13 protein-coding genes are annotated in these 14,377 nt (G+C 30.6%); 1 reads left to right on the forward strand and 12 read right to left on the reverse strand.

All coding sequences use genetic code 11. From position 1 onward, the window contains the following. Positions 1-96: 96 nt before the first annotated feature. The 12 genes from ACIQ56_RS07710 to ACIQ56_RS07765 all read right to left on the reverse strand — a co-directional run bounded on the left by ACIQ56_RS07710 (position 97) and on the right by ACIQ56_RS07765 (position 12,757). On the reverse strand, positions 97-471 hold the full coding sequence (locus ACIQ56_RS07710) for a transporter substrate-binding domain-containing protein (RefSeq protein WP_397600490.1): 375 nt from the start codon (positions 469-471) through the stop codon (positions 97-99). An 83-nt stretch (positions 472-554) separates the two neighbouring features. Continuing rightward, a complete protein-coding gene (locus ACIQ56_RS07715; RefSeq protein WP_397600491.1) occupies positions 555-1,004 on the reverse strand; it encodes an NUDIX domain-containing protein in 450 nt (149 codons plus the stop codon). A gap of 18 nt (positions 1,005-1,022) precedes the next feature. Next, positions 1,023-2,255, reverse strand: a complete 1,233-nt coding sequence (locus tag ACIQ56_RS07720) for a tetraacyldisaccharide 4'-kinase (RefSeq protein WP_397600492.1) — start codon at positions 2,253-2,255, stop codon at positions 1,023-1,025. Then, the gene (locus tag ACIQ56_RS07725) at positions 2,248-3,987 is read right to left on the reverse strand and encodes an ATP-binding cassette domain-containing protein (protein ID WP_397600493.1); all 1,740 of its coding nucleotides are present in this window, start codon (positions 3,985-3,987) and stop codon (positions 2,248-2,250) included. The genes ACIQ56_RS07720 and ACIQ56_RS07725 overlap by 8 nt, the downstream gene beginning before the upstream one ends. Then, positions 3,984-5,216 carry a lipid-A-disaccharide synthase gene (lpxB, locus tag ACIQ56_RS07730; RefSeq protein ID WP_397600494.1) on the reverse strand — a complete coding sequence of 411 codons (1,233 nt, stop codon included), beginning with the start codon at positions 5,214-5,216 and terminating at the stop codon, positions 3,984-3,986. Before lpxB ends, ACIQ56_RS07725 begins: the two co-directional genes overlap by 4 nt. A gap of 3 nt (positions 5,217-5,219) precedes the next feature. Beyond that, positions 5,220-6,044 carry an acyl-ACP--UDP-N-acetylglucosamine O-acyltransferase gene (gene lpxA / locus ACIQ56_RS07735; RefSeq protein WP_397600495.1) on the reverse strand — a complete coding sequence of 275 codons (825 nt, stop codon included), beginning with the start codon at positions 6,042-6,044 and terminating at the stop codon, positions 5,220-5,222. Next, complete coding sequence (gene fabZ / locus ACIQ56_RS07740; RefSeq protein WP_397600496.1) at positions 6,041-6,520, reverse strand: 3-hydroxyacyl-ACP dehydratase FabZ; 480 nt, start codon at positions 6,518-6,520, stop codon at positions 6,041-6,043. The genes lpxA and fabZ overlap by 4 nt, the downstream gene beginning before the upstream one ends. A gap of 23 nt (positions 6,521-6,543) precedes the next feature. After that, complete coding sequence (gene lpxD / locus ACIQ56_RS07745; protein WP_397600497.1) at positions 6,544-7,554, reverse strand: UDP-3-O-(3-hydroxymyristoyl)glucosamine N-acyltransferase; 1,011 nt, start codon at positions 7,552-7,554, stop codon at positions 6,544-6,546. Positions 7,555-7,558: 4 nt separating this feature from the next. After that, complete coding sequence (locus tag ACIQ56_RS07750; protein WP_397600498.1) at positions 7,559-8,173, reverse strand: OmpH family outer membrane protein; 615 nt, start codon at positions 8,171-8,173, stop codon at positions 7,559-7,561. Positions 8,174-8,216: 43 nt separating this feature from the next. Next, complete coding sequence (gene bamA, locus ACIQ56_RS07755) at positions 8,217-10,637, reverse strand: outer membrane protein assembly factor BamA (protein WP_397600499.1); 2,421 nt, start codon at positions 10,635-10,637, stop codon at positions 8,217-8,219. A 123-nt stretch (positions 10,638-10,760) separates the two neighbouring features. Further along, positions 10,761-11,450, reverse strand: a complete 690-nt coding sequence (locus ACIQ56_RS07760) for an ABC transporter ATP-binding protein (RefSeq protein WP_397600500.1) — start codon at positions 11,448-11,450, stop codon at positions 10,761-10,763. 17 nt (positions 11,451-11,467) lie between these two features. After that, entirely contained in the window at positions 11,468-12,757 is a 1,290-nt protein-coding gene (locus ACIQ56_RS07765) for an FtsX-like permease family protein (protein WP_397600501.1), read from the reverse strand. 191 nt (positions 12,758-12,948) lie between these two features. Between ACIQ56_RS07765 and ACIQ56_RS07770 the strand changes: the two genes are divergently transcribed. Continuing rightward, complete coding sequence (locus tag ACIQ56_RS07770) at positions 12,949-14,181, forward strand: KamA family radical SAM protein (protein WP_397600502.1); 1,233 nt, start codon at positions 12,949-12,951, stop codon at positions 14,179-14,181. Positions 14,182-14,377 lie beyond the last annotated feature (196 nt).

Raw genomic sequence — 14,377 nt, forward strand, 5'->3', positions numbered from 1 at the left:
CAACTTGTTCTGACAATTTTAAAATTCTATTTTCCATCTCCATTTAAATCTCCTCCTCAAAAGGAGATTTAATTCTGGATTTATGCTTTGTAAAAATCACTTATTGGGAGGACACATGTCAGTTCTTGATTTTAATTTATAAAAATATGATCTTACATTAATAATAACCCCACAATATTTAAACAACTTATCTCTTTCCTTGTTTTTTGCTAGGGGAAATATCAATGTATTTTTATTATTCAAGGCATTATTATAAGCAGATTCCCAAGGAAGAATTTGAATTTCTTTTTTTAGTTTTAAAATATCTAAAATTTTATTTACTCTTTCAGCTAATAATCCATTAGGTTTTCCTGAAGAATTTAAATAAATATAAGGAGGAGTGTTTTCTGTAACTATTTTTATTTCATCAATAGATGAACAAAATGCTATTTTTGATAATAATATGCTTAAAATAAATAAGCATAATTTCATTTAAAAAATCCTTTTTTGATATAATATAATAAAAAATAATAATTTAATTATATCTTCTTAAGAAAATTTTAAATATATGAATGTCAATATTTAATCAGTCCTAGTTCTCTGCAAAAATCGTAAAATCCAGGTTTTTTCCATTTTGAATATGTTTCTAAAAATCTCTCTATTTCAAAAAGATCCACTTTTTGAAACTCGCCAACTGATTTTTCTAAATGAATTGAATTGAAATTTTTTAATTCAATTAAAAACCATAATTGTTCTTGCCCTATATTTCCTTTAAATCTTTCTTTTTTTAATATTTCTTTAGGAAAAAAATAACGTCGCCAGTATTTTGATTGATAAATTATTTTAAAAGCATTTTCTTCAAGCCCTAGTTCTTCTTTTGTTTCTCTAATTATTGCTTTTAAAGGAGATTTATCTGAGTCTTCTATTCCACCTTGAACATTTTGCCAAGTGCTATGATCGGATCGAAAACACGCAACATATTTATCTTTAAATTTTATAAGAGCAGCTACATTTTGTCTAAACATTTTAAGTTTGCCTTTTAATCAGAAGTTATTTTTTTTTATTATATCAATTTCATCGTTATCTAAACCTCTAAATGAAACTTCAATTGAGCATAATATTATATTTTTATTTTTTATCATATTTAAAAATACAGGTTGTTGACACCATCTAAAAAAATCTTTTAATGTAAAAATAATGGAGTCTGAAGTGTTTATTAAATCAATTGCTTTTTTTGTTAATTTTCCATGATCATCTAAAAAAATTGAGTCTAATTTATTTAGTTTAAAAGTATTTTTTAAATCAAGGAATAACTTATTTGGATTTGCGATTCCTGCAATAAATCCTATTGATTTTTGTGATTTAAAAAATAGATTTAAATCTTGTATAGTTACCTCTTTGCCGATTTTAATTGAACTGTCTTGAATATCTAGCATAAAATAAGAATTTAAATATGTCACAATAATATCTTTATTGCTTAATTCAAGACTAAATTTATTTAAACAATCTTTCATTTGTTGTTTGTAGTTTTCAATATTTATAAAACTTGTTCTTGACCAAAATCTATAATTAAAACTTAATAATAAATTTTGGAATGATTTTTTTCCAAAACCTTCTCGAAAAGGGCCAATCGGCATACAAAAGTGGGGACTATTTTGAACAATATCCGTTGACCATAAGCATATATTTATATCTCTAGGGCATTCAAAATGTTGAAGACCATCATCTAGAATTACGACGCATTTTAAATTATGAAGTGTGTTTTTAGTTTTTATTTCATTTATTAGAAATTCGAGAGAAAATAATCTTCTTTTGTTTTGTAGTACATAAAAAATACTTTCTTTTTTAGAGAGCTTCTTTAATATTTCGAAATGTTCTCTGTTTTCATCTGAAAGGTTATTAATATCATTTGTATTTGATAGATTGTTTACGTAAATATTTTTAATATTTTGTCCGATACCACGCGAGGCAATGGCAACGATGTATCCCTGTGCTAAAAAAATTTGTGCCATTTTTTGAACTACGGGTGATTTTCCAGTTCCACCTATTATTATATTACCTACACAAATAATATTGAAATAATCAATATTTAAATTTTCTTTAATATTGAGAATACTTTTATTTGGATAAGAAATTTCTCTTCTTTTTTTTGAAATAAAATGAATTAAAATAGAAATTATTATCAATAATGGTGAAAAAATCCAAAAAATAATGTTTTTTTTATAAAATGGTAAGTCTAATTGATTTCGAATTTTTTGCCCTATTGATTCAGGCATGCGATAAAATCTCCTTTGGATTACCTTGCTTAACTATTTTTCCATTTTCAAAAATAAAACAAAGATCAAAATCTTTTACTTCATGTAAGGCATGCGAAACGGCTACTACGGTATGCTCAGAGTTTTTTGATTTCCAGTTTTCAATCGCTTTCCAAAATAACTCAGCAGATTGTGCATCTAAATTAGCAGTAGGTTCATCTAATAAAATTAATTTTGGTGCAGCATATAGAGTTCTTGCAAGGGCGATTCGCGCCTTTTCCCCTCCAGAAAGACCGTCACCAAGAAAACCTAAATTTTTATCTAAAATAAGTTTTGATCCAGACTCTGAATAAGCAAGCATTAAAGCAATAATGAGATCTTTAGCTTTATCTTCTGCAATATGTTCAGGTAGAGACTGTTCTGCATAAATAATATTTTCTTTAACAGTTCCTCTAAAAATATAAGGGGTCTGTGAAGTTAATAAAAAATCTGGATTAATAGATATATTACCTTGAGTTGGAATAATTAATCCAGCAAGTGCTCTTAAAAAAGTTGTCTTTCCCGCCCCGCTTTCACCAACAAAAGCAATTTTTAATCCTTTTGGAATGCTGATAGAGCAATTTGTTAATATTTCTTTTCCATTTTCAGTAACGTAACTTACTTGATTTGCAATAATAGCTTCTTTTGCGTAACTAGGAAGAGGAGATGGTTTTATAAGTTTTGAATTAGAGAAATCACCTAAAAAAGATTGAACTCTTTGCAAAACTACGCGTATTTCGCTGAAAAAAGTAATAGAGCCTGTAATATTTTTGATATATTTAAATGAAAAGGCAAGCAAAATTAACATAGAAGAATATGTGCTTGCTTCAAATTCACCTATATAGTTAATACGCCAAGCAAACACGAATCCGAGCATGCATGTTGCGAAAAATTCCATTCCTGGAGTGAAAAAAGTTCGAACAAATAAACTTTTTTTCATCATAAAATAATTTTTAAGATTCGTTTCTTCGAAATCTATTTTTTCTCTTTCATGACTTCTTAAGGCGTTTATTGTTAATAAACCATTATGACTAGAAAGCAAACGAGTCGATATTCCAATTTGATGTTTTTGGCTTTCGCGTGTGTAATAATTTAATTTTTGAGCTACTTTTTTTAGAGTAATACCCAATGGAATAAAAATACAGCATCCAATTAAAAATGTTTGCCACGATATTAATAGCATTGTTATAATAATACCAATCAAAACCAGCGTATCTCGAATAGCACTTATGGTTCCTTTGCTAATAGCTGCTTGCAAAAGAGTTGTATCTTGCATGAGTTGATTTGCAATAAAATCAGGATTTTTTTGATCTAGTTTGTTACCAGGAGAAGATAAAAATCCTTTTAACATTTCTTCTCTTAAAGAATGAGCAACTTTATGACCAGCTCTTTCCGTAAGATAGCTGCTCATAAAACCGCTTATCAATTTAACAAATGATGCAGCAATAATAATTAATGGAATTATAAATATAATGTCTTTTCTGTCTAATGTTTGATTAAATTGAATATAGTTTTTTAAATTACCTGGTATTAAATCTGATACAGGAATACGTGGTGTTGTAAAAAAAAGTAATTTCATTAAACTTGTAGCAGATAAAGCTAAAGTAATTTCAGATAAAGAATATAATGGAAGCCAAGGCACACCTAAGAAAATATCTTTTTTGCCAGAATTCCAAACTATTTTTATAAATGATCCCTTATGGTCCTTTTTCATTTTTCTGTCCGATTTTCTCTGTGATACTTAAATTTATTTAAGTTCGGGACATTGTATTTATCAATACATTTTATTATTTCAGTTGCTGCATTTTTAGCGGCATTTTTTGGAAAAACATTTTGGACTTTTTGAAAATTAATTAACATTTTGTTTTCATAATCTTTGTCATGAAAAACTTTTAAGGCATGATTTACAAGATTTATAGGTTTGGCCATTTCTTGTAAATACTCTGGAATAATTTCTGAATTTTCAGTTAAATTAACTAAAGAAACATATTTAATAAAAATTAATTTTTTGGCAATATAGGCAGTTATTGGAGATACTTTGTAAATAACACACATTGGTGTGTTAAAAAAAGCTGTTTCAAGAGTAGCTGTTCCTGAACAGACCCAAGCATAACTTGAAGTTGACATAACTTCATAAGCATTTCCAATACCAAAAGAAATTTTTTGATCAATCCATTCTTTTGTGTAACCAAGATTTAATGCGCTTTTGTAAGCAATATTTTTAACAAAATGTGGATCTAATGTCTGAGCTATTGGAATCGCTCCTGTTATTTTCGTTTCTTTTTCAGCAAGCATAATAAAAGATTCAATTAAAATAGGCAATAGTTTTTGAATTTCACTTTTTCTACTACCCGGTAAAATTCCAATTTTAAATGGCACTTTAATTGTTTTATTTTTACATAAATATTCATCGACATTATCTTTTAAGGGATTGCCAGCAAAAAAAGTATTTACTCCATTATCTTTAAAAAATTGTGTTTCAAATGGCAAAATGCTTGTAACAAGGTGACAATAATTTTTTAATAATTCTGTTCTTCTTTTGCCATGTGACCAAGCTTTGGGAGGGATATGATAAATAACTGTGTTACCTAAAGAATAAACATCTTGTAATAATTTTAAATTAAAACCAGGATAATCTATTAGGATAACAGCTTCTGGTTTTCTTACTTTAATTTCATTTAATATTTTTTTATAGGAAGCTGAAATAACAGGATAGTGTGAAATAATTTCTACTAAACCAAAGACAGCTAAGTCTTCTACTCTAATGATGTCTTCAACGCCTTCTTTGCGCATAAGTGGGCCAGAAGAACCCCAAAATGTCTTTTCATTCACATTTTTATTTTTATATTCTTCTTTTAGAGCTTTAACAAGAAGAGCTCCTTGAGCATCACCACTTGCTTCGCCAGCAATGATGCAAATTCCACCGTTTAAATTAGATTGCATTTGTTACTCTTCTGATGGAGTTGCTTTCCCTGTTACGTTTGGATGAGCAATACCTCGTTTTGAATTTTTTATAAAATTCGCAAATTTTTCAACTTCAGGAAAATTCATTAAATGGGAAATTGAATTTAATGCTTCTTCAATTGTTGGATGCCCTTTTAGAAAAAAAGTTTTATATGCTGTTTTAACCGCATTTCTTGCTTCTACTGAAACATTTCTGCGACGCATTCCTTCCATATTAAGGCCTCTTAATATGGCGCGACCTCCTTCAGACATACAGTACGGAGGAATGTCTTTTACAGTTAGGGATCCTCCAGCTAGCATTGCCATATCGCCTATATGTACAAACTGATGAACAGCGCAAAGGCCGCCTATAACAGTCATGTTATGTATTGTGACATGGCCAGCGAGTTGTACTCCGTTTGCAAAAACATTTTGGTTTCCGACAGAACAATCATGGGCGACATGTGAATAGGCCATAAATAAATTTTCATTTCCAATTGTGGTTTTTCCACCGCCTTGAACTGTCCCAGGCTGTAAAGTAACATACTCACGAACGATATTTTTATTTCCAATTATAAGAAGAGTTGGTTCATTTTTATACTTTAGATCTTGAGGTTTATTTCCTATAGATGCAAAGCTAAAAATTTCGTTTTCTTCTCCAAGATAAGTATGACCTGTTATTAAAGCATGGGAATGAATTTTTGTATTTTTACCAATTTTAACATTTTTGCCGATTATTGCATATGGCCCAATGGTAACGCCTGTGTCAATTTCTGCGCCCTGCTCAATAATTGCGGTTGGGTGAATATTAACAGAAGAATTTGTCATTTATTTAATCCTTTTTTAGGCGCTATAGCAATTGAAAGCTTGCACTCAGCAGCAATTTCATCATTTATATATGCTTTTCCTTTCATCCAAACAAAAGGTCCGCGCATTTTTTCTATAGCTACTTCATAGCGGATTTTATCATTAGGTGATCCAGGGCGGCGAAAGCGAGCTTCATCGACAGAAGATAAAAATCCTAATTTTTCTTCTGTAATTCCCTTCTCAGTTCTTGTTAAAAAAGCTAAAATAGCGCCTGTTTGAGCAATTCCTTCTATATAATAAACACCAGGATAAACTGGATTTTCAGGAAAATGTCCTCTAAATACAGGGTCATCTTTAGTTAATAATTTGCTTGTAATTATACTTTCACCAAGTTTTAAGTCGTGAACGGAATCAATAAGGAGTAAAGGATCTCTATGAGGTAAACATTTTTTTATTTCTTCTGTGTTCATTATTATTTTATCAAAAATACTACCCATTATGAATCTATCTCCTCTTAAAATTAATTATTCTTTTTATTCGCTTGTTTTACAATTTTATTTATTGTTGCAATTGTTGTTGCGTGTTCTTTATATGTTCTAGCCGGAGAGCCTCCCCATGTTTCTCCTGCAGGCACATTTTTTGATATTCCACTTTGTGCTGTTAAAATAGATTTATCTCCAATTTTTAAATGACCAGCAACTCCAACTTGACCAGCCATTATGACGCGGTTTCCTACGATGGAAGAGCCCGCTATTCCTGTTTGTGCAGCAATAAAACAAAAATCACCAACAACAACATTATGAGCAATCATTACTAAATTATCAATTTTTGTTTGATAACCTATTTTAGTGTCTGCCATTGCTCCTCTATCAATTGTAGCGTTTGCTCCGATTTCAACATCATTTGCTATTTGAACACCGCCAATTTGTGGAATTTTAATATTTTCTTTTTCAGTTGGAGCAAAACCAAATCCATCACCGCCAATGACAGCGCCAGGATTAAAAATACAACGATCTCCTACATTACAACCTTCGCGGATGACTACATTTGGATATAAAAGACAGTCTGTACCAATTATGCTTGCGGCACCTATAAAACAACCTGAGTAAATAGTTGAGTTTGTGCCAATTTTAGCACCTGGGCCAATAAATACAAAAGGAAATATGGTTGCACTTGGATGAATTTCTGCAGTTACATCAATTATGGCATGCTCAGAAATACCAGAAAAGGGATGTTTAGGCTTGAAGAAAAATTGAGATACTTTTGCAAGAGTAGCATGAGGATTATCACTTACCAGTAAAACACTTTTGGTTTTTCCTAATAAGGTTTCAGCAGATTTTTTAGAGCAAATAATTGCTCCTGCGTTTGATGTCAATGTCTCATCATAATACTTATCATTAATTAAAAATGAAATATGATCTTTTGTTGCGTAGTTTAAGGGTAAAACACCTATAAATTTTAACTCTTCATTATGTGGAATAGCTTCGCATGTTACTTGAGAAATGATTTCACGAATAGAAATAGAAGTCATAAGATTAACCTTTTTTCTTGTTTTCTTTTTTACTATCAGTGGTATTGTCTGTTGTTTTATAAACAGAGTTATATTTTTCAACAATTTTGCTTGTGATATCTTTGACATCATCTGCGTCTAATAAAACACCTGCGCCACTATCAAATGCCATGGAGCATTCTTCTTTTTTTCTTGTTTCTTTAACAATAGATGTTATTTTTTGGTATATTTCTTGAGTGGCAGCAAGTTCTTTACTACGTGTTTTTTGCTCAAAACTCATTTGTGATTTTTGATAGTCTTGTAACTTTATTTGAAACTCTTTTTGTTTAGCCATTTTATCAGAATCGGATAAAATGGATTGCTGAGATTGGAAATCCTCTTCCATTTTTTTAAGTTGATTTTGTTTTGCAAGAATATCTTGACGATCTTTTTCAGCTTCTTTTTCAATTTTAGATTTTGCTGCTTTTCCTTCATTTGTTTGTAAAATTGCTGTTTGTACATTAACAACACAAATTTTTAACTTAGATGAATTGAGAGTTTGTGCTCTCGCATCGGAAGCAGAAACTATTTCTGAAGAAAAACTAGATAAAAATAATGAAGCTGAAGCAAGGAATGTTATTTTTTTTATTTTTGATGACATAATGAGAAATCCTCCAATATGATTTATTCTAAACTCTTAAATATTACATATTATTGCTGAAACTGTCAGATCCAATTGAGAAAATAAAATGCGCTTGACCCATTTGGCCATTTTTATCAATTGGAAATGCCCATTCAAATCTAAATGGGGCAATTGGTGTTGTCCATCTAAATCCAAATCCAATGTCATATTTGATTTTATCAGCACTGAAGGAATCATAGTCATCAAGCACAGTTCCGGCTTCTGCAAAAGTCACAAAACGAAGACCTGCTTGAGGTATAACTGGAAGAAAATATTCAATAGTGGAATAATAGCTTCTATTACCACCAAAATTTAAATTTACAGTTTGGCCCGTAACAGGAGACACCGTAACAGGAATTGTTGTGGTAATACTTTCGCCCGCATTTGAATAACCTTTCATAAAATACGAGTTACCTAAAGATAATCTTTCCCAAATAGGTACAGGCTGATCATCTTTAATTTGATATACAAATCTTGGTTGGAAAGCGAGTCTAAAATTTGTTTTAAAATTTTCACTATAATTTACTGGAATATATCCTGATAAGAGTGCAGAACTCGTACCAAAAGTGTATTGTCCCCAGTAGCCCTTAAATGCAATAGAATTTGTTGCTGATAAATATAAACCTGATGTCGGATTAATATAGTTATCTGTGGCATCATAGGTTAAGTTTTGAATAAATTTTTCAGTAGTACCAGAAGCACTAAATTTAGCGGTTAAAGGAACACTCGGATCTGTACTTGTATCTGAAATAGAATAGCCTAAATTAAATCTTAGGTTTTCAATAATTTCACGCCCAACATTGACACTTGCTGATTTAACAACTTGAGTTATATATACTTTATTAATTGCCGAACTAGAGGTTAATGAAGATACATTATGTGAATAATTCGCTCCAAGTCCATAACTCCAAGGGCTGTCAAAAATACTTGGATTTCCAAAGTTAACACCAATAGAGTAGTTAAATTTTGAAGTGTCTTGTTGATTAGGGCTTATTTGTCCAGTTAAGCCTATATTATATGCTTTGCCCAGCAAGTTAGGTTCTTGATATTGTCCTTGTCCAAAAAAGGTAACACCTGATCCAGAAACATCGGGAGAAGCGCCAAGTGAGGCCGAAATTTTACCAGTTGGCTTTTCTTTTATGATAACTTTAAGATCCATAGCATTATTTGCTTGATCGGGCTTTTGAATAATTTGCACTGTTTCAAAGAAGCCAAGTCTTTCCGTGTTTACTTTACTTTTATCTAATTTTGTAGAGTTAAATAGTTGTCCTTCAGAAACACGAAGAGCACGTCTTATTACGTTATCTCTTGTTTTTACATTTCCTTCAACCGTAATTTTTCTAAAATATGCTTTTTCACCTTTGGTGACATTGTAATTTATGTCATAAAGTTTTTTAACTCTGTCAATGTTAAATGTAGGATAAATATATGCAAAAGCATACCCTTTATCACCATAAATAACTTTAAGTGCTTTCATGTCATAATTAAATTTAGAAATGCGATAAATTTCATTTTCTTTTAATAATAACTGTTCCTTTAATTCATTTTCTGAATCAATAAGATCACCACTAATAGTTATTTTTCCAATATTAAATCTTTCGCCTTCTTCTATGAAAAAAGAGACCCCAATATCTCTTTTATTTTTTTCGAGTCTTGAAAGAGGGGAAGCAACAGTCGCTTCTGCATAACCATTTTCTCTATAATAATAAGTAATGTTTTGTTGATCTGCAGCAATAAATTTGTCTTTATATAAACCCGATGAAGATAATATTGACATCCATGAAAACGGTTTTGTCGCCATAAAGGATTGTAATTCAGAGTCACTAAAATATTCATTACCTAATAGGTCTACTTTTCTAATTTGAATAGGTCTATTTTCTTTAACTTGAAAAACAATATTTACAGAGCCTTGTTCTGTTTGTTCAAGAGTATAAGTTGGTTTTGAAAGATAATAACCTTTTTCGGTATATGCTTGTTCTATAGATCTTAAATCTTGGGAAAGTTTTTTTTCGTCAACTATAGTGTATTTTTTTGTTAAAATTTTATCTTTTATTGAAGAAGCAGAAACTATTTCAAATCCTTCATAAAATATGTCGTTTACTGTAGGTTTTTCAACAACAGAAATGATCAATTCATTATCCGAGGTTTTATCTATTTTTACATCTTGAAAATAACTACTACCAAAAATACTTTTAATATCATTTGAAACTAAGGATTGAGTTAGTTTTGTTCCAACTTTAATCGCCATTAAATTTAAAATAGCTTCATTTGTTACTGTTTTATTTCCAACTATCGTTATTTTAGAAACAGAAGTCTGCTCCCATTGAGAAGGATATTGCAATGGTGCTTGAGAATAAGCATTTCCAGAAATCAACAAGGCAATTGTTGTTAAACTGTATAAAGTTTTATGATTAAGAAAATTGTATTTTTTTAAACCAGGCATTTCAAAGTTACTCGCATGAACAAGGCCAGAAAAGTGATCAACAAAGCTGCACTATTCACTATCTAAGGTGATTTTGCAAATTTTGTGTCTCCTCTGGAAATAAATTGATAGAAAGTTACAGTTTTATGAGTTGTTCAGATCATCTGAAATTATCATTCCATCTCTTAAACGGATTCTTCTTGGGAGAGCATCTGCAAACTCAGTATTATGTGTCACTATTAAAACAGTTGAGCCAAACTTATTGTTTATTTCTTTGAATACTTCATGGATTATCATTGCATTTTTAGAATCTAAATTGCCAGAGGGTTCATCAGCTAATATAAGGACGGGATCGTTAATAAGAGCTCTAGCTATGGCTACTCTTTGCTGTTCACCACCACTCAACTGGCTTGGAAAGTGGTTTTTCCTTTTAGTTAATCCAACACTTTCAAGTAAAACTTCTGCTTTTGTCCTTACTTTTTTTTCAGAAAATCCAGCAATAAGACCAGGCATAATAATATTTTCAAGAGCATTAAATTCTGGGAGTAAATTATTATGTTGAAATATAAATCCAATATGCAGATTTCGAAAAGAACTTACATTTTTATCATTTTTGTCAAATGGATTTTTTCCATCAATTAAAATATTTCCAGAAGTTGGTGAATCTAAAGTACCAAGTATATGCAATAATGTGCTTTTACCAGAGCCGCTTTCTCCAACAATAGCAACTATTTCTCCTTTTTTAACTTGAAATGAAACATCATTTAATGCATTTAAATTTTGTTCACCAAAGTTATATATTTTTTTTAGATTTTCTACTTTGACAGCAAGCACAATTTCTCCAGTTTATTTTAATTTCTTACAGATAATATTTCAATTATATCTAAGTTTTTTACTTCAATAGCTGGCCAAACAGCAGCAAGCATTGCCAGAAATACACTTCCAAATGAAATAAAAATAAGATCGAATTTATTAATTAAAATTGGCAATGGTTTTGATGAATAAGAACTAGTTATAAAAGGAATTTGATAATTATGAATAAAGTAAAGACAAATTCCCCCTAAAATAAATCCAATAATGACTCCTGTTAATCCAATTAAAAATCCTTGCCAAAGAAATAGTTTACTAAGATCTAATTGCTCAAAGCCCATGCTTCTTAAAATTGCCATTTCACTAGATTTTCTTCTAATTGAAAGAAGAAGTGAAATAGAAATACTAAAGCACCCAACAAGAATAATCATCATCATAACAAAACTCATTCCCCATCTTTCTAGGGTAAGAGTTTTTAAAAGAGCGCTATTTGACTCGGTCCAAGGTTTTGCTCTAAATCCAAGAGGGTTTATTAATTTATCGAGTTTTTTAGAAAAAACTTCTACTTCTAAAGGTTTCTTCAGCTTTAATTGTAATCCTGACCAATTATTTTCTGTTTGAAAAAATTGATTCGCAATTTTTAAAGAACTTAAGACGACTTTTTGATTATAAGCAAAACTTCCTGAGTTAATCGTTCCTGCAATAACAACTGGGAATTGAGTTGGGGCAATGCCACCAGGTCCGTCATCAGGAATAGTGGAAACTAGTGTTAAACTATCTCCAATATTTAATCCTAAGTTTAACATTAAGTCTTGACCAATAATTACTGTAGGAAAAAGATCAGAGTTGATAATATTATCTGCAGGTATTTTCTTTTTTAAAACGCTTAAACTAATATCATTAGATAGAAATTTTTGAATATTAAGCGTGTTTTCAGCTAATTCTGGTTCTATGCCTTCTAGTCGCGCTAAAACTCCCTTATTACCTGCTTGTAAAATAATATCTCCGCTTTGATACGGTGAAATAGAAAGTATTTCATCTGAAAATGATTTTATTTTTTCCATTAATTCGGATGACTCTGGTATTTGTTTGCCTTTATCTTTTGATATAATTTCAATGTGTGCTTGTAAATTGAGTAAATGAGTTTTAATATCTGTTGTAAATCCGCCCATTACACTGAGAACTACGGTAAATGCAAAGACGCCAATAGCAACTCCTAAAACAGGTAATAAAACTCCAATTGATGAGGCATTTCTTTTAGATTTACTCGCCCAAGGAGTTACAAGATATCGATAAAGAAGAAATCGAATTGCTTTTGATTTTTTTGACATGAATTAGATTCCAATAAAAAGTGCTTAAATGACTCTCAATGAGCTTCAATAAGTGTTTACAAGGTTCAGCAATCGTGTACAAGATGGAAGTGTTAAAAAGGAGAAGCCCCTTAATTTGAGTTTTTCGTTTAGCTTGATAAATTAAGTAATTATTGGGTTTAATTAAAAGATCTTTGAGAAAGAAAATAAGTATGCCTTTCATTGCACCTAATGAACTTCATTTTAGAACAGCTACTAATAAAAAAAGTATTACAAAAGTAGGCGCCCAATTGTTTGGAGTTTCTGAAGAAACTTTTGTTAATTGGCGTTGGCAAATGAAATTTCAAGTTCAATCTGCAAATGATCTCGCTTCTATTTTAAAAATTTCTGAAAATGAAGAACAAGCTTTTGAAGAATTAAAAAAACAATTTCATGCTGGCATTAGTCCTTATTCTATTTCGTTAATTGATTTTAATGATTCACTTGATCCTGTTAGGATTCAATTAATGCCAAGAATGGAAGAGTTAAAAGATAAATATGGTGTTGCTGATCCTTTAAAGGAAGTGAATAACTCTCCTGTTAAAGAAGTTGTTCATGTTTATAAAGATCGTATTGCTTGGTGTGTTGCTCAGTTGTGTCCTGTTTATTGTAGATATTGTTTTAGAAAAAGAAGAGACGGTGAAGAAGGATTGCATTTTAATCCTCGTATTATTGAAAAAGGTTTAGAATATATCGCCTCAAATAAAAATATTAGAGATGTTTTAATTACGGGAGGTGATCCTTTTATAGCTCACGACTCTAGTATTGAAAATTTATTAAAAAAATTAAGAGAAATACCGCATGTCGAAATTATTCGATTTGGGACTCGAACCCCTGTTTCATTGCCTTATAGAATTACCGAAGAATTTGCTGATATGCTAGCTAAATATCATCCTATCTGGATTAATACGCATTTTAATTCAGTCCAAGAATTAACTCCTGAAGCGGCTTCTGCTATAGATGCATTATTAAAAAGAGGAATTCCTGTAGGAAATCAATCTGTATTTTTAAAAAATGTAAATGATGATGTCGATAAAATGAGAGATCTTGTTAGAGGTCTTGTAAAAATACGTGTGCGTCCTTATTATATTTATCATCCTCAAATTGTAGATGGCACAGAACATCTTCGTATTCCTTTAGAAAAAGGATTAGATATTATGAGAGGATTGAGAGGATCCACAACAGGTTTTGCCAATCCACAATACGTACTTGATACCCCGACTGGAAAAATTCCTTTATCTCCAAATCATGTGATTGCAAGAGATGGTGATAGTGTTATTTTAGAGCAATTAACATCTGAGCCTTGGGCAGAACCTTCTCCTTTAGATGGTTATGTCCCACAAAGACCATTAGAAGAAAAAAGCATTCCTTCAGCCCACCGTATTCATTTAGAAAATAAATTTTAATTAGAATTATGAGATTAATTTTTTATATTTTTTGTCTTTAAAAAAAGAATAATATAATTTTAAATTCCTTTGTATTTGATGAGATTTAAAATTAGGTAATTTTATGGTGCGCCAAGATAAGTGCGTAAGAACCAGTGAGTGCGAATCTCACCCACGTAAAGATTAGCCATCAGCGTGGAAGTAAGCAGTGCGATTA

This window comes from Silvanigrella sp. (assembly GCF_044369315.1).
Lineage (GTDB): Bacteria > Bdellovibrionota_B > Oligoflexia > Silvanigrellales > Silvanigrellaceae > Silvanigrella.

Excerpts from the sequence above, each read along its gene's own strand:
- ACIQ56_RS07750 (WP_397600498.1), bottom strand. The coding sequence starts at position 8,173 with ATGTCATCAAAAATAAAAAAAATAACATTCCTTGCTTCAGCTTCATTA.
- ACIQ56_RS07725 (WP_397600493.1), bottom strand. The coding sequence starts at position 3,987 with ATGAAAAAGGACCATAAGGGATCATTTATAAAAATAGTTTGGAATTCT.
- ACIQ56_RS07770 (WP_397600502.1), top strand. The coding sequence starts at position 12,949 with ATGCCTTTCATTGCACCTAATGAACTTCATTTTAGAACAGCTACTAAT.
- lpxD (WP_397600497.1), bottom strand. The coding sequence starts at position 7,554 with ATGACTTCTATTTCTATTCGTGAAATCATTTCTCAAGTAACATGCGAA.
- ACIQ56_RS07710 (WP_397600490.1), bottom strand. The coding sequence starts at position 471 with ATGAAATTATGCTTATTTATTTTAAGCATATTATTATCAAAAATAGCA.
- ACIQ56_RS07715 (WP_397600491.1), bottom strand. The coding sequence starts at position 1,004 with ATGTTTAGACAAAATGTAGCTGCTCTTATAAAATTTAAAGATAAATAT.
- lpxB (WP_397600494.1), bottom strand. The coding sequence starts at position 5,216 with ATGCAATCTAATTTAAACGGTGGAATTTGCATCATTGCTGGCGAAGCA.
- fabZ (WP_397600496.1), bottom strand. The coding sequence starts at position 6,520 with ATGGGTAGTATTTTTGATAAAATAATAATGAACACAGAAGAAATAAAA.
- lpxA (WP_397600495.1), bottom strand. The coding sequence starts at position 6,044 with ATGACAAATTCTTCTGTTAATATTCACCCAACCGCAATTATTGAGCAG.
- ACIQ56_RS07720 (WP_397600492.1), bottom strand. The coding sequence starts at position 2,255 with ATGCCTGAATCAATAGGGCAAAAAATTCGAAATCAATTAGACTTACCA.
- ACIQ56_RS07765 (WP_397600501.1), bottom strand. The coding sequence starts at position 12,757 with ATGTCAAAAAAATCAAAAGCAATTCGATTTCTTCTTTATCGATATCTT.
- bamA (WP_397600499.1), bottom strand. The coding sequence starts at position 10,637 with ATGCCTGGTTTAAAAAAATACAATTTTCTTAATCATAAAACTTTATAC.